This window comes from Treponema sp. OMZ 855, from assembly GCF_024181145.1.
GTDB lineage: Bacteria > Spirochaetota > Spirochaetia > Treponematales > Treponemataceae > Treponema.
Genome location: NZ_CP051194.1, coordinates 85,580 through 103,777, shown reverse-complemented (window position 1 = coordinate 103,777; position 18,198 = coordinate 85,580). Strand labels below are relative to the sequence as shown.

General features: G+C 44.9%; 31 protein-coding genes. 1 reads left to right on the top strand and 30 read right to left on the bottom strand.

What is annotated here, in order from left to right; genetic code table 11:
* The first annotated feature begins 52 nt into the window (after positions 1-52).
* Positions 53-1,339 (top strand): S-methyl-5-thioribose kinase, encoded by a 1,287-nt coding sequence (locus E4N65_RS00595; RefSeq protein ID WP_253673525.1) that lies wholly within the window; start codon positions 53-55, stop codon positions 1,337-1,339.
* 79 nt (positions 1,340-1,418) lie between these two features.
* Here E4N65_RS00595 and E4N65_RS00590 read toward each other — a convergent pair whose 3' ends face one another.
* The 30 genes from E4N65_RS00590 to tuf form a co-directional block, all read right to left on the bottom strand.
* Positions 1,419-2,558, bottom strand: coding sequence for an SAM-dependent methyltransferase (locus tag E4N65_RS00590; protein ID WP_253674841.1), 1,140 nt, complete (start codon positions 2,556-2,558; stop codon positions 1,419-1,421).
* 803 nt (positions 2,559-3,361) lie between these two features.
* Positions 3,362-3,550, bottom strand: coding sequence for a hypothetical protein (locus tag E4N65_RS00585; protein ID WP_006188395.1), 189 nt, complete (start codon positions 3,548-3,550; stop codon positions 3,362-3,364).
* 3 nt (positions 3,551-3,553) lie between these two features.
* Positions 3,554-3,997 carry a 50S ribosomal protein L17 gene (gene rplQ, locus E4N65_RS00580; protein WP_253673524.1) on the bottom strand — a complete coding sequence of 148 codons (444 nt, stop codon included), beginning with the start codon at positions 3,995-3,997 and terminating at the stop codon, positions 3,554-3,556.
* The gene (locus E4N65_RS00575; protein ID WP_253673523.1) at positions 3,987-5,042 is read right to left on the bottom strand and encodes a DNA-directed RNA polymerase subunit alpha; all 1,056 of its coding nucleotides are present in this window, start codon (positions 5,040-5,042) and stop codon (positions 3,987-3,989) included. Before E4N65_RS00575 ends, rplQ begins: the two co-directional genes overlap by 11 nt.
* 15 nt (positions 5,043-5,057) lie before the next feature.
* Entirely contained in the window at positions 5,058-5,441 is a 384-nt protein-coding gene (gene rpsK, locus E4N65_RS00570; RefSeq protein WP_006188392.1) for a 30S ribosomal protein S11, read from the bottom strand.
* 16 nt (positions 5,442-5,457) lie between these two features.
* Positions 5,458-5,823, bottom strand: coding sequence for a 30S ribosomal protein S13 (rpsM, locus tag E4N65_RS00565; protein WP_016519026.1), 366 nt, complete (start codon positions 5,821-5,823; stop codon positions 5,458-5,460).
* Positions 5,824-5,839: 16 nt separating this feature from the next.
* Positions 5,840-5,953, bottom strand: coding sequence for a 50S ribosomal protein L36 (gene rpmJ, locus E4N65_RS00560; RefSeq protein WP_002672206.1), 114 nt, complete (start codon positions 5,951-5,953; stop codon positions 5,840-5,842).
* Between the two features lie 42 nt (positions 5,954-5,995).
* Complete coding sequence (gene secY / locus E4N65_RS00555; RefSeq protein ID WP_253673522.1) at positions 5,996-7,315, bottom strand: preprotein translocase subunit SecY; 1,320 nt, start codon at positions 7,313-7,315, stop codon at positions 5,996-5,998.
* 17 nt (positions 7,316-7,332) lie between these two features.
* Entirely contained in the window at positions 7,333-7,785 is a 453-nt protein-coding gene (gene rplO, locus E4N65_RS00550; protein WP_253673521.1) for a 50S ribosomal protein L15, read from the bottom strand.
* Positions 7,785-7,970, bottom strand: a complete 186-nt coding sequence (rpmD, locus tag E4N65_RS00545) for a 50S ribosomal protein L30 (protein WP_006188388.1) — start codon at positions 7,968-7,970, stop codon at positions 7,785-7,787. The genes rplO and rpmD overlap by 1 nt, the downstream gene beginning before the upstream one ends.
* 3 nt (positions 7,971-7,973) lie before the next feature.
* Positions 7,974-8,495 carry a 30S ribosomal protein S5 gene (rpsE, locus tag E4N65_RS00540; protein WP_253673520.1) on the bottom strand — a complete coding sequence of 174 codons (522 nt, stop codon included), beginning with the start codon at positions 8,493-8,495 and terminating at the stop codon, positions 7,974-7,976.
* A gap of 8 nt (positions 8,496-8,503) precedes the next feature.
* Positions 8,504-8,866, bottom strand: coding sequence for a 50S ribosomal protein L18 (gene rplR, locus E4N65_RS00535; protein ID WP_044014173.1), 363 nt, complete (start codon positions 8,864-8,866; stop codon positions 8,504-8,506).
* An 11-nt stretch (positions 8,867-8,877) separates the two neighbouring features.
* Positions 8,878-9,420, bottom strand: coding sequence for a 50S ribosomal protein L6 (gene rplF / locus E4N65_RS00530; protein ID WP_253673519.1), 543 nt, complete (start codon positions 9,418-9,420; stop codon positions 8,878-8,880).
* Between the two features lie 9 nt (positions 9,421-9,429).
* Positions 9,430-9,828 carry a 30S ribosomal protein S8 gene (rpsH, locus tag E4N65_RS00525; RefSeq protein WP_006188384.1) on the bottom strand — a complete coding sequence of 133 codons (399 nt, stop codon included), beginning with the start codon at positions 9,826-9,828 and terminating at the stop codon, positions 9,430-9,432.
* Positions 9,829-9,838: 10 nt separating this feature from the next.
* Complete coding sequence (locus E4N65_RS00520; RefSeq protein WP_081984397.1) at positions 9,839-10,024, bottom strand: type Z 30S ribosomal protein S14; 186 nt, start codon at positions 10,022-10,024, stop codon at positions 9,839-9,841.
* An 11-nt stretch (positions 10,025-10,035) separates the two neighbouring features.
* A complete protein-coding gene (gene rplE / locus E4N65_RS00515; RefSeq protein WP_006188382.1) occupies positions 10,036-10,587 on the bottom strand; it encodes a 50S ribosomal protein L5 in 552 nt (183 codons plus the stop codon).
* Positions 10,587-10,901, bottom strand: coding sequence for a 50S ribosomal protein L24 (rplX, locus tag E4N65_RS00510; RefSeq protein WP_044014178.1), 315 nt, complete (start codon positions 10,899-10,901; stop codon positions 10,587-10,589). Before rplX ends, rplE begins: the two co-directional genes overlap by 1 nt.
* A gap of 15 nt (positions 10,902-10,916) precedes the next feature.
* Positions 10,917-11,285 carry a 50S ribosomal protein L14 gene (gene rplN / locus E4N65_RS00505; RefSeq protein ID WP_044014180.1) on the bottom strand — a complete coding sequence of 123 codons (369 nt, stop codon included), beginning with the start codon at positions 11,283-11,285 and terminating at the stop codon, positions 10,917-10,919.
* Positions 11,286-11,306: 21 nt separating this feature from the next.
* Complete coding sequence (rpsQ, locus tag E4N65_RS00500; protein ID WP_006188379.1) at positions 11,307-11,579, bottom strand: 30S ribosomal protein S17; 273 nt, start codon at positions 11,577-11,579, stop codon at positions 11,307-11,309.
* A 10-nt stretch (positions 11,580-11,589) separates the two neighbouring features.
* The gene (gene rpmC, locus E4N65_RS00495; RefSeq protein ID WP_162664401.1) at positions 11,590-11,796 is read right to left on the bottom strand and encodes a 50S ribosomal protein L29; all 207 of its coding nucleotides are present in this window, start codon (positions 11,794-11,796) and stop codon (positions 11,590-11,592) included.
* A 15-nt stretch (positions 11,797-11,811) separates the two neighbouring features.
* Positions 11,812-12,231, bottom strand: coding sequence for a 50S ribosomal protein L16 (rplP, locus tag E4N65_RS00490; protein WP_006188377.1), 420 nt, complete (start codon positions 12,229-12,231; stop codon positions 11,812-11,814).
* Positions 12,232-12,234: 3 nt separating this feature from the next.
* Positions 12,235-12,975, bottom strand: a complete 741-nt coding sequence (rpsC, locus tag E4N65_RS00485; RefSeq protein ID WP_044014184.1) for a 30S ribosomal protein S3 — start codon at positions 12,973-12,975, stop codon at positions 12,235-12,237.
* Between the two features lie 2 nt (positions 12,976-12,977).
* Positions 12,978-13,343: a 50S ribosomal protein L22 gene (gene rplV, locus E4N65_RS00480; RefSeq protein ID WP_044014186.1), complete on the bottom strand. Its 366-nt coding sequence runs from the start codon at positions 13,341-13,343 to the stop codon at positions 12,978-12,980.
* Positions 13,344-13,352: 9 nt separating this feature from the next.
* A complete protein-coding gene (gene rpsS, locus E4N65_RS00475) occupies positions 13,353-13,643 on the bottom strand; it encodes a 30S ribosomal protein S19 (RefSeq protein WP_016522594.1) in 291 nt (96 codons plus the stop codon).
* A gap of 10 nt (positions 13,644-13,653) precedes the next feature.
* Entirely contained in the window at positions 13,654-14,475 is an 822-nt protein-coding gene (rplB, locus tag E4N65_RS00470) for a 50S ribosomal protein L2 (RefSeq protein ID WP_044014188.1), read from the bottom strand.
* Positions 14,476-14,508: 33 nt separating this feature from the next.
* Positions 14,509-14,793 carry a 50S ribosomal protein L23 gene (locus tag E4N65_RS00465; RefSeq protein WP_044014190.1) on the bottom strand — a complete coding sequence of 95 codons (285 nt, stop codon included), beginning with the start codon at positions 14,791-14,793 and terminating at the stop codon, positions 14,509-14,511.
* Entirely contained in the window at positions 14,793-15,431 is a 639-nt protein-coding gene (rplD, locus tag E4N65_RS00460) for a 50S ribosomal protein L4 (RefSeq protein ID WP_044014192.1), read from the bottom strand. The genes E4N65_RS00465 and rplD overlap by 1 nt, the downstream gene beginning before the upstream one ends.
* Before the next feature lie 15 nt (positions 15,432-15,446).
* Positions 15,447-16,073, bottom strand: a complete 627-nt coding sequence (gene rplC, locus E4N65_RS00455; RefSeq protein WP_044014194.1) for a 50S ribosomal protein L3 — start codon at positions 16,071-16,073, stop codon at positions 15,447-15,449.
* A 73-nt stretch (positions 16,074-16,146) separates the two neighbouring features.
* The gene (gene rpsJ, locus E4N65_RS00450; RefSeq protein ID WP_253673518.1) at positions 16,147-16,455 is read right to left on the bottom strand and encodes a 30S ribosomal protein S10; all 309 of its coding nucleotides are present in this window, start codon (positions 16,453-16,455) and stop codon (positions 16,147-16,149) included.
* A 59-nt stretch (positions 16,456-16,514) separates the two neighbouring features.
* A complete protein-coding gene (gene tuf / locus E4N65_RS00445) occupies positions 16,515-17,702 on the bottom strand; it encodes an elongation factor Tu (protein ID WP_044014198.1) in 1,188 nt (395 codons plus the stop codon).
* Positions 17,703-18,198 lie beyond the last annotated feature (496 nt).

Genomic DNA, 18,198 nt, shown 5'->3' with positions numbered 1-18,198 from the left:
ACAAAATCCATATTTTGTTCGACCGGTGCATTTTAAGGATATACATACCACTATGAAAACGCACTATTTACTTGATACGGAAACAGTGAAGACCTACCTCGTTGAACAGCTGCGGTTATTTTCCCACGATGACCCGCTCAATGCGGAAGAAATCGGGGACGGAAACATCAACTATGTATTCCGTGTGCGTTCCTGTATCAGTGGAAAAAGCATTATTGTAAAGCAGGCTGACCGGTTGCTCCGCTCATCGGGGCGTCCGCTCGATATTACCCGCAGTAGGAGAGAAGCGGACGCACTCCGCATTTATGCCGCCCTTACCCCGCAGTTCATACCCCGTATTTATACCTACGACGATACAATGAGCGTTATCTGCATGGAAGATATTTCCTATTGCGGTAATTTACGGAAGGAACTGATGGCAGGACGTCCGCTTCCGTCAAATTTCGCGGAAAACGCCGCATCCTTTCTGGCGGATGCGGTTTTCGCAACAAGCGATTTGTTTTTGTCTCCGGAAGAAAAGAAGGAGCGGGTAAAAGCTTTTATCAATCCCGAACTATGCGCAATTTCCGAAACGCTCGTGTTTTCCGAACCGTACTGCAACGGAAAAAACCGCAACCGCATCACCCCCGGTAACGAGAGCTTTATTCGAAAAACACTTTACACCGACGAAGCGCTTAAAGCCGAAGTCGCTTCACTGCGGGAAACCTTTATGAATAAGGCAGAGGCGCTTATCCACGGTGATTTACACACCGGTTCGATTTTTATCGGCAATACTATCGGCATACCTATCGATACGAATGCCACTCCCGATAAGAATGCAACGAGCGAACCGTGTATGAAAATTATCGACCCCGAATTTGCCTTTTACGGTCCAATCGGATATGACCTCGGTAATATTATCGCAAATCTTTATTGTTCTTTGATGTACGCTGCTTTCAGCCGCAAAAAGCTCTCCGCTGCTGATGATTTTGATGATTTTATTGAGCGGATAGCCGCCGCAATAGAAGCACTCCCGCAGCTTTTTACCGCAAAGGCGTTGGAACGGTGTAAAACAGTTCCGTTAAGCGACCCGCTCTACAACGAACGGTATATCCGGTGGCGGCTTTCTGAAATACTTGCCGATGCCTACGGCTTTGCCGGTACGGAAATAATCCGCCGCGCGGTCGGGGACACAAAAACCGCTGAATTCGATGCGATGGGGCAGGACACACACCGCATTACTATGGAACGCATCATCATAAAGACAGCCTGTAGGTTAATTAAGCGGCGGCGGCAAGCGAATATCGGAGCGCACACAGTTGCATACTTTAAAAAAACGCTTTTAAACAGCGGTATATAAACGGGAGAAGCATCCCGCTAAACTTGCAAAGCCTTCAGCAATGCCCCCATACCGGTACCCATCATCCATGATATAACGGTCATCCATCAATGAACGGTGCGCACAGCCAAGTCAGCTCGTGTTTGTTTGCTGTAAGATGAACAATTTTTGAATGAGGAATTTCCGCAAAACGGCGGATCGTATCGAAGTCGGGCGCCCCCTGCATTTTGATTGTGCAGATAAATTTTGAACAAAGACCGCTTGCCCGCCACCGTTCAACCCATTCCAGTAAGCGGGGCGGATAACAAATAACATCGGAACATACCCAATCCTGTTTACCGAGACTTTCGGGAGTTAATGTAAACGCATCATGCTGCATAAACGTAATCCGCGGTTCACGCATCAAAAAATCTGCCAGCGGGCTCCGGTCAATAGCAATTATCTCCGCGCCCAGATTATTCAGTACCCACGTCCATCCGCCGGGACACGCCCCCGCATCCACACAATGGGAACCGCGCTGAGGTAATGCCCAGTCTACCGGTATTACCGATGGAACAGCCCCTCCCTTTTGCTCTGCAGCACATCGATAGTAAAAGTCTAACAGGGTTAAGGCTTCCCACAATTTAAGGTAGGCGCGGCTTGGTGGATTTTGATGATCTTCGGTAAAGCGGATAACGCCGAGCGGAAACGGCGACGAGGTTTTCGCAGATGCAAGCAAGATATGTTCATCTAGCAACGACCACACCCCCATACCGGCAAGCGGCACGGTATAAGGAAACGGTTTTTCTTTTTTGCTGATATACGGCAGCTTTGCACCAATCAATTCCGCCCGCCTAAAACAGTTAAGCGGATAGTGCGCCCAATTTCGTTGAATACCTCGCAACAGCTCCGCAGCTTCTCCAATACTACGGAACCGCACCACAAACGGTTCTTCCCAGCACAGCTGTTTCCAAAATACTTCCTGCCGTATATCCTCACAGTACACAAGCTTGCTTGACTGAACCGGCACATCGCTCAACTTAAAATCACTATGGCCTTCGGAAGCGGAAGAAAAGCGCCACATACGCCCGGATGAACCATCAGTCTGCAAAGCCAGCTCATCATCCAAATGCGATTCAAAACCTTGTACCGGTATCCATGCCTTACCGGCTAACTTACAAACAGAACCATAAGGTTTTGCAGCCGCAATTTTACACAAATCAACAACCCCGACGCAAGCGTCGGAGTATGTTGTTCTCATAAGGTGGTTGCAGTCGGCTTTAATACCCTTTGTTACGACGCAAAGCGTCGGGGTATTAAATCCTCCGCACGAATCAATCATCATCATAATAGTCTTTTCTTTTGTATCGGCAAAAACAATAGGGCATAAATGAGATTAAATCAATAGTGTGGTATAATAAGAACCCGAGGTATAAGCAATGAACAGATATAAACAATTGTATTATAAGCTTTTTACAAAATTTGATCATGTTCATCACGGTTGGACAAACTTACATTTCTATTATTATGATTATTCCATAACAGTAGATTTTTCGGCGATAATGGATTCATTTCCGAATTTTTTACAATGGATTAAGCGTGTCGAAAATTTAGAAATACATAAAAGGGCATATGTGAATATCGATCAGGAAGGATACTATAAAAGATTAACATGCAAAAAAATTAGTGAAACGTTGCTGAGTTTTACTATTCAATCCGATAACCGTTTTAGTTTTAAAATTGAGGGAATCGATTCAAGATATTTTATATGTCAATTACTTAAAACGTTACATAATTACACTGTACAGCTTCCGAACGAACCATGGACAGGAATCAAGCTTGATAAATTAATATATACTGAATGCGGCTCTCTAATAGAAAAATATAAAACGATCTGTAACGCCTGCGTAAAACAATGCGAGCAATTTCAAAATTCAGTTTGTTTATGTGATACATGAGCAAAACTATCAGTATGACAAGCCGCACTACCGCTATGGCAAAAACAATAGGGCATAAAAAAACGCTCGGCAAAGCGAGCGTTTTTTGCAAAACATAGCGTTATATTTACGCCTTAGCTTCGGCGGCCTTCTTGTTTTTCAGCATTGCACGGCCGACTTTTGAGATATTGACTTTCTTTCCGTCAATTTCCTGTTCATATAGGAGTTTAACACCGGTTTGGCCGGTTACGGGACAAGTACCCCGCCCATGGTTGGGAACACTTTTAATTCCCTTTCCGCGATGTGCTTTCGACATAGTTTAGCCCTCCGCTGCCTTTGACTTTGCAGCACCCTTGTCTGCACTGTCTTTCTTTGCGTCTGCCGACTTCTTCGTGCTCTTATCGAGCGTATAGTCAACCAGCTCTAAAATTGCAACCTGTGCGGCATCGCCCTCGCGTAACCCTAATTTAAGCACACGAGTATATCCGCCGTTCCGCTCCTTCATACGCGGCCCGATGTCGGTAAACAATTTATTCAAGATTGCCTCATCCCAAATATAGGTTGCAGCCTGCCGCCGATTATGTACTGAATCGACCTTAGCACGGGTAATAAGCTTTTCTGCAGTTCGCCGAATCTCCATCGCCTTTTGTTTTGTCGTAGTAATCCGCTCGTACTTAAACAGTGATGTAACCATGTTACGATGCAATGCGCGGCGATGTGCACTGGTACGTGAAAGCGGATTAAAGCCGTTTTTATGCTTCATCTGTTTCTTCCTTCTGTCTCGATAACTTGATCGAATTCTTTAAATGACTGTAATCAGTCATACCCAAACTCAAATTACGTTCCGCCAACTTTTCTTGTATTTCCTGCAAACTCTTCTTTCCGACATTTCGAGTTTTCGAAATCTCATCCTCGGTCATCATTGTCAAATCACGGATTGTTGAAACGTTTGCGTTTTTCAAACAATTAGAAGCCCGCACGGAAAGATCAAGCTCAGTTATCGGTGTGTCAAGCAACTGCTTTATCATTTCATCGCTTTCATCGGATTCATCATCGCTGATCAATTCATTTTCGTTAAAATTGACAAAAACGGTAAAATGTTCTTTTGCAATTTTTGCAGCTTCCGCTAGTGCATCTTCAGGCCGTATGGTACCATCCGTCCAGATTTCAAGTACAAGCTTATCGTAATCGTTACGCTGCCCTACTCTGCACGGCTGAATTTCATAACTGACTTTTCGAACCGGACTAAAAATGGTATCTAACGAGATTGTCCCGACAACTTCGACATATTTTTCATTCGTTTCCGCCGGTACATAACCGCGGCCGAAATCAACCTGAACTTCCAGCTCAACATGAGCATTATCCATTAACTCCATAATATGAAGATCATCGGATAAAATCTCAAGCTGGCCGGGTTTAGCAAAATCGGCTGCGCTAACCGAGCAGGGACCTTTAAAATCAAACAAAAAAACGTCTTGTTCAATTTCATTAGGAAGTCTCAACCGCATTTGCTTGAGGTTATTCAAAACTTCCATTGTGTCTTCGGTTACGTTTGGAATTGCTTCAAACTCGCTCGATATACCATGCGGAACATCATCAGCGCCGTAAGAGGTAATTTTTACAGCTGAAATAGCATACCCTTGTATCGAAGACAACAAAACACGCCGCAAACAATTGCCGATCGTTGTGCCGAATCCTGTTTCAAAGGGAGACGCCGTAAACTTACCATAGCTGTCATTTGAGACATCTGCTGCAAATTCCAGACCTTTTGGTTTTTTGAATCCTTTCAAAAGATTTTTACGAGCCATTTAAACTCCTTTTTATTAGATGCGGCGGGTCTTGCGGGGACGGCAACCGTTATGCGGAATAGGGGTTACGTCATTAATGGAGCGAACTTTAAGCCCCATAACGCCAAGTGTTCTGATTGCAGATTCGCGGCCGACACCCGGCCCCTTCACAAATACGTGAACTTCCCGTAATCCATACTGCTGAACGCGCTGTACAGCCGTTTCCGCGACTGTTTGTGCAGCGAAGGGGGTAGATTTTTTCGCACCGTTAAATCCCAAGCCGCCGGAGGATGCCCAAGACAACGCATTGCCCTTCAAATCGGTTATGGTAATAATGGTATTGTTAAAGGTTGCCTGAATATAGACATTTCCTTCATATACGCTTTTCTTTTCTTTTCGTTTTTTTGCGGTTGTAGCCACAGCTTATCCTCCAAAATTACTTCTTCTTACCGGCAACGGTCTTTTTCTTACCTTTGCGAGTACGAGAATTAGTTCTTGTGCGTTGTCCGCGGACGGGCAAGCCTTTACGATGTCGTAAACCGCGATAGCAGCCGATATCCATCAAGCGCTTGATGTTCAGAGCGACTTCGGTACGAAGCCGGCCTTCAACCTTGTAATCCTGGTCGATAACGGCACGGATGGCGGCAAGTTCATCCTGATTTAAATCGTTGATCATCCGCATCGGATCAATTTTTGACTTTTCGCAAATTGCTTTTGCAGATGAGTGAGATATTCCATAGATATACGTCAACGCGATATTAACATGTTTATTGGGGAGGTCGACCCCAGAAATACGAGCCATTCTTCAGTTTCCTCCATTAGCCTTGTCGCTGCTTGTGTTTGGGATTCGTGCAGATAATCCGCACAATTCCGTTGCGTTTAATAACCTTACATTTATCGCAAATAGGCTTTACGCTGGTTCTTACTTTCATATTGTTCTTCTCCTTAACAAAAGAATAACCTTTCCTGAAATACTACAGATTCCGTGATCTGAGCTTTCCTCGTTTTACCAACCCCTCATGATGGTGCATTTTAAGCTGCGCTTCAATTTGACTCATTGTATCAAGATCAACGCCAACCAAGATGAGAAGTGATGTTCCACCCATCAGCATTGAAATCGACTGAGGGAAGCCGAAAATAGTCTGTATCACAGTCGGTAAGACGGCGATCAGCGCCAGATACAAAGAACCGGGCAAAATCAAACGATTTAGAATTCTTTGCAAGTATTCCTCGGTTTTATCGGTTCTAATTCCGGGAATCGAGCCTCCATTTTCTCTTATCTGCTTTGCAATTTCTGTGGGGTTTAACGAAATCTGTGTATAAAAATATGCAAAGAACACAATAAGAATCAAATAGAAAATATTGTACCACAAACCGTTCGGACGCAAAAAATGCGCAAGACTGTTCAACCATCGGACATTCGGTCCTATCGTTGTCGCAATCGAAATCGGGAAGGTCAAAAACGATGATGCAAAGATGATCGGAATAACACCTGACGGATTAATTTTAAACGGAATATAGGTATTTTGACCGCCATACATTTTCCGCCCGACAACCCGCTTCGCATAGTGCACCGGTATCTTCCGCTGTCCTTGCTGCTCATAAACAACCAGTACGATAATGCCGACAAACATAATCAATGCTATCACGACAAATACAAGGTTCAACTCACCGAGCCGCACCAGCCGGATCATCTGAGAAACGGCATGGGGCAGCCGGACAATAATACCGGCAAAGATAATCATTGAAATACCGTTTCCGATACCGCGAGCCGTAATCTGCTCACCCAGCCAAACCGTTATCATCGTACCTGTTGTTACGGTAAGCATCGTAACAAAGATGTACATAAACCGGCTCTGAAGTACAATAGCGCCGGGTATCATATACGCATAAAAGGTCACCGCATACGATTGAATCAATGCGACAAATACGGTAAGGATACGCGTCCATACCTGTATCTTTTTCCGGCCGCCGTCATCTTCCGCAATCTTTTTCAAACTCGGAAATACGAACAACGCAAGCTGCATCAAAATTTGAGTTGAAATATACGGCATAACGCCAAGCATGAACACGGAAAAGTTGGAGAATGCCCCGCCGACAAAGAAGTCCATATAATCGACAAAAGCATTTCCCCGTACCTGCGATTGGAAATATGCCGATAAAGCATGGGGATCAATACCGGGAATAGTAAGTACCGATCCCAAGCGGAAAACGATCAAAACTCCAATCGTAAACAGGATACGATCGCGTAATTCTTTTATCCGAAATACATTTACAAGTGCATTGTTAGCCATGTATGAAGCCCGCCTGTTTAGCCGTTTTGTTTAACGACCGTCCCGCCGGCTTTTTCAATCTTTGCCTGCGCCTGTGCGGAAACTTTATCTACATCAACCGTCAACTTTTTTGTAAGCTCTCCGGAAGCGAGCACTTTTACCAAAGCAGTCTGCTTTTTTACCAGTCCCTTTGCTTTCAGCGTTTCTTTATTAACGATTTCCCCATCGGAATATTTTTCGTCGATCATAAATAAATTTACAACCGAATAAACTTCCTTAAAGGGATAGTTAGAAAAGCCTTTTTTCGCAACGCGACGATACAACGGCATTTGTCCGCCTTCAAAACCGATATAGGTTTTACCGCCGGAGCGTGCATTCTGACCCTTGTTTCCCTTACCCGATGTCGTTCCCCGACCGGATGAAGAACCGCGGCCTACAATGCGCTTCTTTTTATTTGCCCCTTTCGGCGCATTCAATATAAAATCAGACATTAATCAAGCTCCTCTGTTTCAACTAAGTGAGAAACCGCCCGTACCATACCCAAGATGGCGGGAGAAGCGGAGTGCTCAACTACGGAATGCAATTTTCCAAGTCCCAAGGAACGAACGGTTGCGCGAACCGGTTTTTTTTGTCCAATGGTACTTTTAACTAACGTAATCCTAATTTTCTTTGCCATAGTTTACCCCCAGACATCCGTAATAGACTTTCCGCGGTTCTTAGCAATCGTTTTAGCATCCATCAATTCCGCTGCAGCCTCGAAAGTCGCCCGCACAACATTTACTGCGGAATTTGACCCCAAGGATTTTGAAAGAACATTCGCTGCTCCGGCTGCTTCCATAATCGCACGGATAGTACCGCCTGCGATAATTCCCGTACCTGACCGGGCAGGGCGAAGCAATACTGAAGAACCTTTGAACTTAGCCTGCACTTCATGCGGAATAGTACCGTTTTTCAGCGGAATATAAATCATATTGGCTTTCGCCTTTTCAATGCTCTTCTTAATAGCCTGACTTACATCATTCGCCTTGCCGAAACCGTATCCCACATGTCCATTCTGATCACCGACAACCGTTAAAGCGGAAAAAGAGAAACGGCGTCCACCCTTTACAACCTTTGCAGTCCGGTTTAACTTAACCAGCTTTTCTACCAGTTCCTTCTCGCGATGTGAACTGTCTCTGTTAAAATCTTTCTGACGATCCATATCCGCTCCTAGAAATTTATTCCCGCTTTCCGGGCACCGTCTGCAACTGCCTGTACCACACCATGATACAGATAACCATTCCGATCAAAAACAACCGTCGTAATATTCTTTTCTTTAAGACGCCGACCGAGTTCTTCCCCGATTTTTGCTCCGGACTCGATATTTGCTTTTAAGGGCTTAAAATCTTTTTCGAGTGTGGATACCGACGCAACAGTTACACGTGCATCATCATCGATAACCTGCACCGAAATATTCTTATTACTGCGGAAGACAGTCATACGCGGACGTTCAGCTGTTCCATAAATCCGTTTACGGATATGAACTTTACGCTTAAATCTCTTTCTATCTTTCTCGATTCGCTTTTTAAACATAGTACCTATCCTTATTTAACACCGGTCTTACCGACTTTGCGTTTAATGACTTCGGTTTCATAACGGATACCCTTTCCCTTGTAGGGTTCGGGTAATCTGAGTTTACGGATCTGCGCTGCAAATTCGCCGACTTTTTCCTTATCAATACCGGAGATAATAATTTTATTTCCCTGCGGTTCAACCTTTACTTCAATGCCTTCGGGGATCAATGCGATAAAATCGTTTGAATAGCCCAAAGCCATTACCAACAGTTTGCCCTGTACTTCGGCACGGTAACCAACGCCGTTTACAACCAAGGTTTTAGAAAAACCCTGACTGACGCCCACGACCATATTGTGAATTAAATTCCGATACAGACCGTGAAACGAACGGGCTTCTTTGGTATCGTTCACCCGTGTTACGGAAACCTCAGAGTTTTCAAACTTTACCTGTACCAGAGAATTGTAGGTACGGGAAAGCTTCCCCTTGGGGCCTTCAACGGTCAATGCACCATCGGCAATATTGATTTTTACTCCGGCAGGAACAGCTACCGGAAGTTTTCCAATTCTTGACACACTCGCCTCCTACCAAACTTTGCAGATAAGCTCGCCGCCAACCTGCTTTTCGCTTGCGTGCTTGCCGGTGATAACGCCCACCGAAGTTGAAAGAATAAGAGTGCCGTACCCGTTATATACGCGGGGAAGCATCTTATATCCTGAATATACGCGGCGTCCGGGTGTAGACACTTTTTCAATACCATGGATAACGGGTAATTCGTTATCATCATATTTTAAGAACATCCGGATTGTACTTTCGCCGGCTTCGTTAAGTCTTTTAAAATTCTTAATAAAACCTTCGGTTTTCAAAATCTTCACAATTTCAAGTTTTAACTTTGAAGAAGGCACATCGACTTTCTCATGACCGGCTGCCGCTGCATTCCGAATCTTTGTAAGCATATCTGCGACGGGATCTGAAACGCTCATCTTTTACCTCCTACCAACTTGATTTTGTAACGCCAGGTATCTGGCCTTCACTTGCTAATTTGCGAAAACAAATACGGCACATCTGAAATTTCCTCATATATCCGCGCGGACGACCACATACTCTGCAGCGGTTGTATTGGCGGCTGGAATACTTCGGCGTACTGTTTGCCTTATTTATCATTGCTGTTGTTGCCATGAAAACCTCTCTTACTTTCTAAAGGGCATACCGAACTTCAAAAGAAGCGCCCGTGCTTCTTTATCGGTTTTTGCCGTCGTTACGACGTTGATATTCAACCCTGCGATCTTTTCGATTTTATCGAAGTCAATTTCAGGGAAAATAATCTGTTCCGTAACACCTAATGAATAGTTTCCTCTCCCGTCAAACCCGTTCGGATTGACACCGCGGAAATCCTTAACACGAGGCAGCGCAACATTAATAAAACGATCCAAAAATTCATACATTTTGGCGCCGCGTAATGTTACCATCGCCCCGATCTCATGCCCTTCACGAAGTTTAAAGTTAGCGATACTTTTCTTTGCCTTTGTTTTTACCGCTTTTTGGCCGGTAATAGTACCAAGATCGGTTACCGCAGCATCAAGCAATTTCTTATTTGTCAATGCTTCGCCAACTCCCATACTGAGTACGATTTTAACAAGCTTCGGCACCTGCATAACCGTAGTATAGCCGAACTCTTTTGTAAGCTCAGGCGTTATCGTTTCCGTATAGATTTTCTTAAGCCGTGGCACATAATTGCTCATTATAATACTTCTCCACCCTTACGGCAAAAACGCACTTTTTTATCGCCGTCCATCTTATATCCAATGCGGGATACGCCACTTTTCTTACCGACTATCATGACATTTGAAATATGTATCGGCATCTCAATTTCGGCAATTCCGCCCTGATCCTGCTGAGAACGCTTGCGCATTGCTTTTTTACCCATATTAACGCCCTGAATAATCACTTGATTTTTTTCAGGTAAAACACGCAATACGGCGCCGCGCTTTCCTTTCTCGCTGCCCGCAATCACTTCTACCGTATCGTTCTTACGGATCTTGATTTTTCCTTCCATAAATGCTCAATCTCCTTATAGAACTTCAGGCGCAAGCGATACGATTTTCATAAAATCCATATCACGCAGTTCGCGCGCGACAGGCCCGAAAACACGCTTACCCTTGGGGTTCTTATTCGCATCGACCAATACACAAGCGTTATCGTCAAAGCGGATATATGTCCCGTCAGGACGGCGATATTCTTTAGAAACGCGGACGATAACCGCTTTTTCTACAGAACCCTTTTTGATTGTAGAAGTCGGAAGCGCATCCTTTACCGCTACTACAATGATATCACCGATACCGGCATACCGGCGGTGGGATCCGCCGAGTACCTTAATACACTGTACAATCTTTGCACCCGAGTTATCGGCAACGTTTAATCTTGTTTCTACTTGAACCATAATATAGACGCTCCTTACTCGTTATTTTGCACGCTCAATAATCTCCGCCAAACGCCAGCATTTTTCTTTGCTGATCGGACGGTTCTCTACAATACGCACCGTATCACCAATGTGAGCTGTATTTTGTTCGTCATGCGCCTTATATTTTTTTGTATTGAGCACATACTTTTTATACAGCCGATGAAGTTTCTTGGTAGCGACCTGCACAACAATGGTTTTATCCATTTTATCGCTGGTTACCAAACCAACAAACTCGCGGTTCCCGGATTTCTTTTTTGCCGTTGTTTCTTCCACGGGCCTGCTCCTACTCTGCACTTACGCCGGCCAATTCTTTCTGCCGGATAAATGTGTTCAGCGCTGCAATTTCGCGGCGCATAGACCGTTTCAGCATAGGGTTCTCTACGTGTCCCACTACAAACTGAAACCTCAAATCCATATATTTTTGTTTAAGTTCGCTCCGCTTTGCCTGCAATTCGGCAAGGGATAAATCTTTATAGTTCGGCTTTTTCATTCGGAAAACTCCATCTTAGTTATCGCGCGGCTGCTCGGCAAAGCGTGTCTTAAACGGAAGTTTACTTCCTGCCAAACGCATAGCCTCTTCCGCAAGCGAGCGATCAATACCGGTAAGCTCAAACAGCACCGTTCCGGGCTTTACAACAGCAACCCAATACTCCGGAGCTCCCTTACCTTTACCCATACGTGTTTCAGCCGGTTTTTTTGTATACGGCTTATCGGGGAATACGCGAATCCACAACTTACCGCCGCGCTTTACCTTTCTGTTTAAAGCAACACGAGCAGCTTCGAGCTGGCGATTAGTCAGCCAAAAGGGTTCAAGCGATACCAATGCAAATTCACCAAAGTCAATATGATTACACCGTGTTGCGTTTCCCTTAACTCTACCGCGCTGAATTTTGCGGTATTTTACTCTCTTAGGACTTAAAGCCATCGCTTAATCCCTCCCTGCTTCCGCACGCTCGCCACGGCCTTTTTCCGATCGAGGAGCGCGCTCCTTGCGCTGTTTTTTTAACAATAAACCGGCGTCATCTTTTTGGTCGCTGCCGTACATCATACCGCTATAGAGCCAAACTTTTACACCGATTTTTCCGTAGGTGGTATGCGCTTCCGCAAAACCGTAGTCGATATCCGCACGGAGTGTGTGCAAGGGTATCCGCCCTTCCTTCATTTCTTCGGTTCGGGACATTTCAGCGCCGCCAAGACGACCCGAAACACGGATTTTAATTCCCTGAGCACCGGCTTTCATCGTAGAAAAGCAACCTTGCTTTAAGGCTTTTCTAAAGGAAGCACGCCCCATCAGCTGACGGGCAACATTCTGGGCAACGAGAGAAGCATTCAATTCAGCACGCTTCACCTCTTTAATCTTAATCTGAACCTTTTTATTCAGTTCTTTCTGAATAATAGCGCCGATTTTTTCAATATTGGCACCTTTGGTTCCGATGATCACACCCGGCCGCGCGGTATGAATAACAATTGTTACACGCTGGGGATGACGAATAATTTCGATATCGGCAACATCCGCATTTTTGCACTCAGGCAGTGTCTGGAGCATTGCACGAATCTTTAAGTCTTCATGCAATAAGTCCGCATATTCTCTCGGACTTGCATACCAGCGAGACGACCATGTTTTATTAATTCCAAGTCTTAACCCGATAGGGTTTACTTTCTGTCCCATACTTACGCTCCCGCCTTTTCGTCAACTATTACCGTAATGTGACACATTCGTTTTAATTGAACATCCGCACGTCCGCGGCCGCGGCACCATAAGCGCTTCAGCCTCGGGCCTTCATCGATACGGATCTCTTTAATATAGAGCATATCTTCATCCAATTTTTTATTACCGTTCAAAGCATTCGAGGCAGCCGACTTAACCGTTTGTGAAATCAGTGCAGCCCCTTTATTGGGTATATGCTCTAAGATCGCCATTGCATCGGTATAAGACTTGCGTTTAATCACATTTGCAACCGGCCGAACTTTTGTCGGAGAAGCAATAAAATACTTTATCGTAGCGCGGTAACCGTTCTTTGCAGTCGTTTCAGTCATTATATCCACCTACTTTTTTGCCGCTTTCTTATCCGAGCCGCCGTGCCCGCGGAAAATACGGGTAGGAGCGAACTCGCCAAGCTTATGTCCAACAAATTCCTCTGTGATATACACAGGGATCCATGATTTACCGTTATATACCGAAATAGTAAAACCAACCATCTCAGGTATAATCGTGGAGCATCGGGAGTAAGACTTAACCATCTTTTTTGTTTTCTGATCTCCCGTCTTGCTCATTTCAACAACCTTTTTGTACAAGCTTTTTTCTACAAAAGGGCCTTTTTTAACAGATCTTGACATTCTCTACTCCCTACTTCCGCCGTGAAACAATAAACCGATCCGAAGTATTCTTCTTCTTACGGGTTTTATATCCCTTACAAGGCTGACCCCACGGAGTAACAGGATTGCGTCCCTTTCCGCGTCCTTCACCACCACCAAGCGGGTGATCAACAGGGTTCATAGCCATACCGCGTACGGAAGGACGAATACCGCGCCAACGTGCACGTCCCGCCTTTCCTAAATTGATATTCATGTGATCGGCATTTCCAACCTCACCGATTGTTGCATAGCATTTTTTATGCACCAAACGGGTCTCACCTGAAGGAAGGCGCAACGTTACATAATCGCCTTCTTTTGCAGCAATAAGCGCAGCAGCACCGGCAGAACGAGCCATTTGCCCACCCTTTCCAAGCGTCAACTCAACATTATGGACGGTAAAACCGACCGGTATGGATTCAAGCGGTAACGCATTCGCAAGCTCAAGCGCAGCCATCGTGCCGCTCATAATCTTTTGTCCGACCTTCAAACCTTTAGGAGCAAGGATGTATCGTTTTTCGCCGTCAGCGTAAAAGATCAATGCGATATTTGCACTGCGGTTCGGATCATATTCGATAGTTCGGACAGTTCCCGGAATACCGTACTTGTTACGTTTAAAATCAATTTCACGATACTTCCGCTTATGTCCACCGCCCTGATGCCGAACAGAAATACGCCCATGGCTATCCCGCCCCGCATTGGCTTTTTTTCCGGTTGTAAGGCTTTTTTCAGGTTTCTGCGCAGTGATTTCATCACGCAGCAAGTCAATTCGACCGCGCATACCCGGTGTTATAGGCTTATATAATTTAAGAGCCATTTATCTTCCCCTTCAAAGCAGCGATAAGTGCTGTTATGCACCTTCAAAAACTTTAATCGATTCGCCTTCAGCAAGCGTCACAATAGCTTTTTTCCAGCTTGCAGTCTTACCTGCCCGATAGCGAACTCGACGCATTTTTCCGTCGACGTTTACAACAGCACAATCAAGCACTTTAACATTAAAAAGCTTCCGTACTGCTTCCTTAATCTGCACCTTTGTAGAGCGCGGATCCACCTTAAAAACATACTTACGCTGCTCACGCATCTCGTTTGATTTTTCCGTAAGCACAGGCGCTATAATAACATCAGTATATTGCATTACTCAGCCCCCTCAACCGCATAAAAACTCGAAAGATTTTTTGCAGCAGACTCAAGCATCAGCACTTTCCGCCCATAAAACAGATCATGCGCACGCAAACGGTTATACGTCAAAAACGACAGTGTAGGAATATTCTTCCCCGCACGCTTCAACATTGCATCATCATCTTTCAACACAAGCACAGTGCGCTCATCCTGAACAAATGCCTGCAATATCTTCACAAGATCTTTCGTTTTACCGGTTTCAACCGTAAAATCTTCTATGACAACAAGGCGATCTTCATCCTGAGCCTTCAAACTCAAGATAGATTTCATTGCCAACCGCTTTGCTTTTTTCGGAATTGCATAGCTATAATCACGCGGCTTCGGCCCAAAAATCGTACCGCCGCCGACCAAAAGCGGTGATTTTTTATCACCACGGCGGGCACGCCCGGTACCCTTCTGCTTATACGGCTTCGCATTAGAACCGTTTACCTCAGCACGACCTTTTGTACATGCCGTACCGACACGCATATTTGCTAATTCATTTGTAATGGCATAGTAAATGACATCTTCATTAACAGGCAAACCGAACACAGCATCGTTAAGCTCAATTGTCCGCAATTCCTTACCATCAATCGAATAGACTTTCTTTTCCATTCTCTTCTCCTGCCGTTATCTTTCCCGTTTTACAGCGGATTTAAGGAACACAACCGCATCCTTTTTACCGGGAACGGAACCACGTACCATAACGACGCCCAATTCGGGATCTATTTTTTCAATCCTCAAATTCTGTACCGTTACTCGTTCGGCACCCATGTGACCGGGCATCTTAACGTTTTTAAACGATCGCCCCGGACTGGTACACTGCCCTGTCGAACCAGGCTCACGGTGAAACTTTGAACCATGAGAAGCGCGTCCACCGCCGAAACCATAGCGCTTTACAACACCCTGAAAGCCCTTTCCTTTTGAAATTGCGGTAATATCAAGATACCGGACAGATTCCAAAACTTCGACGCCAATTTTCGCACCAACGGTAACTTCTTTATCAAAACCTCTAAATTCTTTTAAAAGACGGACAGGCGCAACACCTTCTGCAAACTGATTTGCATATACCTTTGAAACACGTCCTTCTTTCAATTCACCCGTTCCCAACACAACTGCTTCATAACCGAAATGATCCGCATCTTTTACTGCGACCACTGTATTCGGCACTACTTGCAAAACGGTAACAGGTGTCAGCCGCCCCTCGTCATCAAACAACTGGGTCATGCCGATTTTTTTACCAATCAGACCAACCATAACTCACAACTCCTTGAGAAACTCATCGCTTCTCCGGTACGCACATCCTGATTAAATGCCGTCTACCGTTCTTTTATTGTTTAATTTCTACATCAACCCCCGCCGAAAGCTCTAATGCCATCAAAGCATTCATCACTTCTGCAGAAGGTTCAACAATATCGATCAACCGCTTGTGCGTCCGCATTTCAAACTGCTCACGCGACTTTTTATTTACGTGTGGAGAGCGAAGCACAGTAAATTTATTAATACGTGTAGGAAGCGGAACAGGACCTAACACCTTTGCCCCAACCTTCTGCACAGCCTGCACAATCGCTTTAGAACTTTGATCAACCAACTCAACATCAAATCCGCGAAGCTTAACGCGAATCTTTTCCTTAGCCATATTTCCTCCGTACAAAAACAAGCGGCCGAATAGCGCCTACCCGACCGCCTTGTTTTTTATTACGCTAAAATCTCCGTAACCTGTCCGGAGGCGATAGTCCGGCCGCCTTCACGAATAGCAAGCTTAAGACCCTTATCCATAGCGATAGGATGGATCAGCTCACCGATAATCTTGGTATTATCACCCGGCTTAACCATATCAACGCCCTGAGGCAGCGTAACGGTTCCGGTAATATCGGTTGTTCTGAAATAGAACTGCGGGCGATAACCCGAGAAGAACGGGCTGTGACGACCGCCTTCATCCTTAGAAAGAACGTAAATTTGCGCTTCAAATTTAGTGTGCGGCTGAATAGTACCCGGCTTAGCCAATACCTGACCTCTTTCAACCTCTTTCTTATCAATACCGCGGAGCAAGAGACCGACGTTATCACCGGCCATACCCTGATCAAGCAGCTTGTTGAACATTTCGATACCGGTAACAACGGTTTTCTTCGTCGGCTTAATACCGACGATTTCGACTTCTTCGTTAAGATTGATAACACCGCGCTCGATACGTCCGGTAACAACAGTACCACGTCCGGAAATCGTGAAGATATCTTCAATCGGCATCAAGAAGGGCTTTGCATCATCACGGACAGGATCAACAAAGTAGCTATCCATAGTCTTCAGCAATTCATCGATACAAGCAGTATCTTCAACGGAAGCGCCGTCAGCCAATGCCTTAAATGCGGAACCTTTGATAATCGGCGTATCGCGGGGGAAGCCGTAAGACTCAAGAGTTTCGCGAACTTCTTCTTCTACCAATTCGATAAGTTCAGGATCATCAACAAGGTCAACCTTATTAAGGAAAACGATAATAGAAGGAACACCAACCTGACGAGCAAGCAGAATATGTTCTTTAGTCTGAGGCATAACCGAGTCCGGAGCAGAAACAACAAGGATTGCACCATCCATCTGAGCAGCACCGGTGATCATGTTCTTAACATAGTCAGCGTGCCCGGGACAGTCAATGTGAGCATAGTGGCGCTTGTCGGACTGATACTCCAAGTGACGAGTATTAATAGTAATACCGCGAGCCTTTTCCTCCGGCGCATTATCAATCTCATCATATTTAAGAAGCTTATCACCATACTTCTTTGCACAATGAGTAGTGATCGCTGCCGAAAGAGTTGTCTTACCATGGTCAACGTGACCGATGGTACCAACATTCATGTGAACTTTTGTTCTCTCGAACTTTTCCTTTGCCATGTAAATCCTCCTAACAGACAATAGGCAACTAACAAAAACCCCGCCCATCAAACAGCGAGACCATTTCCATATCGAAAATGAAAAAATGTTATAAACTGGATACCAAATACAGAAAAGAATAGAATGCGGATAATCAGACAGTAAACACCGTTGCAAAAGACGTGTTGTATAAGCTCGTCATAGCAATTCGACAAGCCTTATTCGGATCCACCTGATCATCATCAGAATCCATTCCGATGACTGGTTTGGCATCCTACAGAGTAATAGGGCGAACCCCTTAATGCTTTTAACAGCATTAACACGGAAACCTGCCTTTAAAAGGCTTTACGGTACCGGAAAACTCTTAAAGAATACCGGACAAATGGCTTTTAGCCACTTATCCAATTGAACAGAGCGACTATACTATTTTGAATAACAAATGTCAAGGCTTTTGAAAATATACGCGCATCTCTATAAATTACAAGAGGTACCGCCGCATGCCCTTTCATTTTTCCCC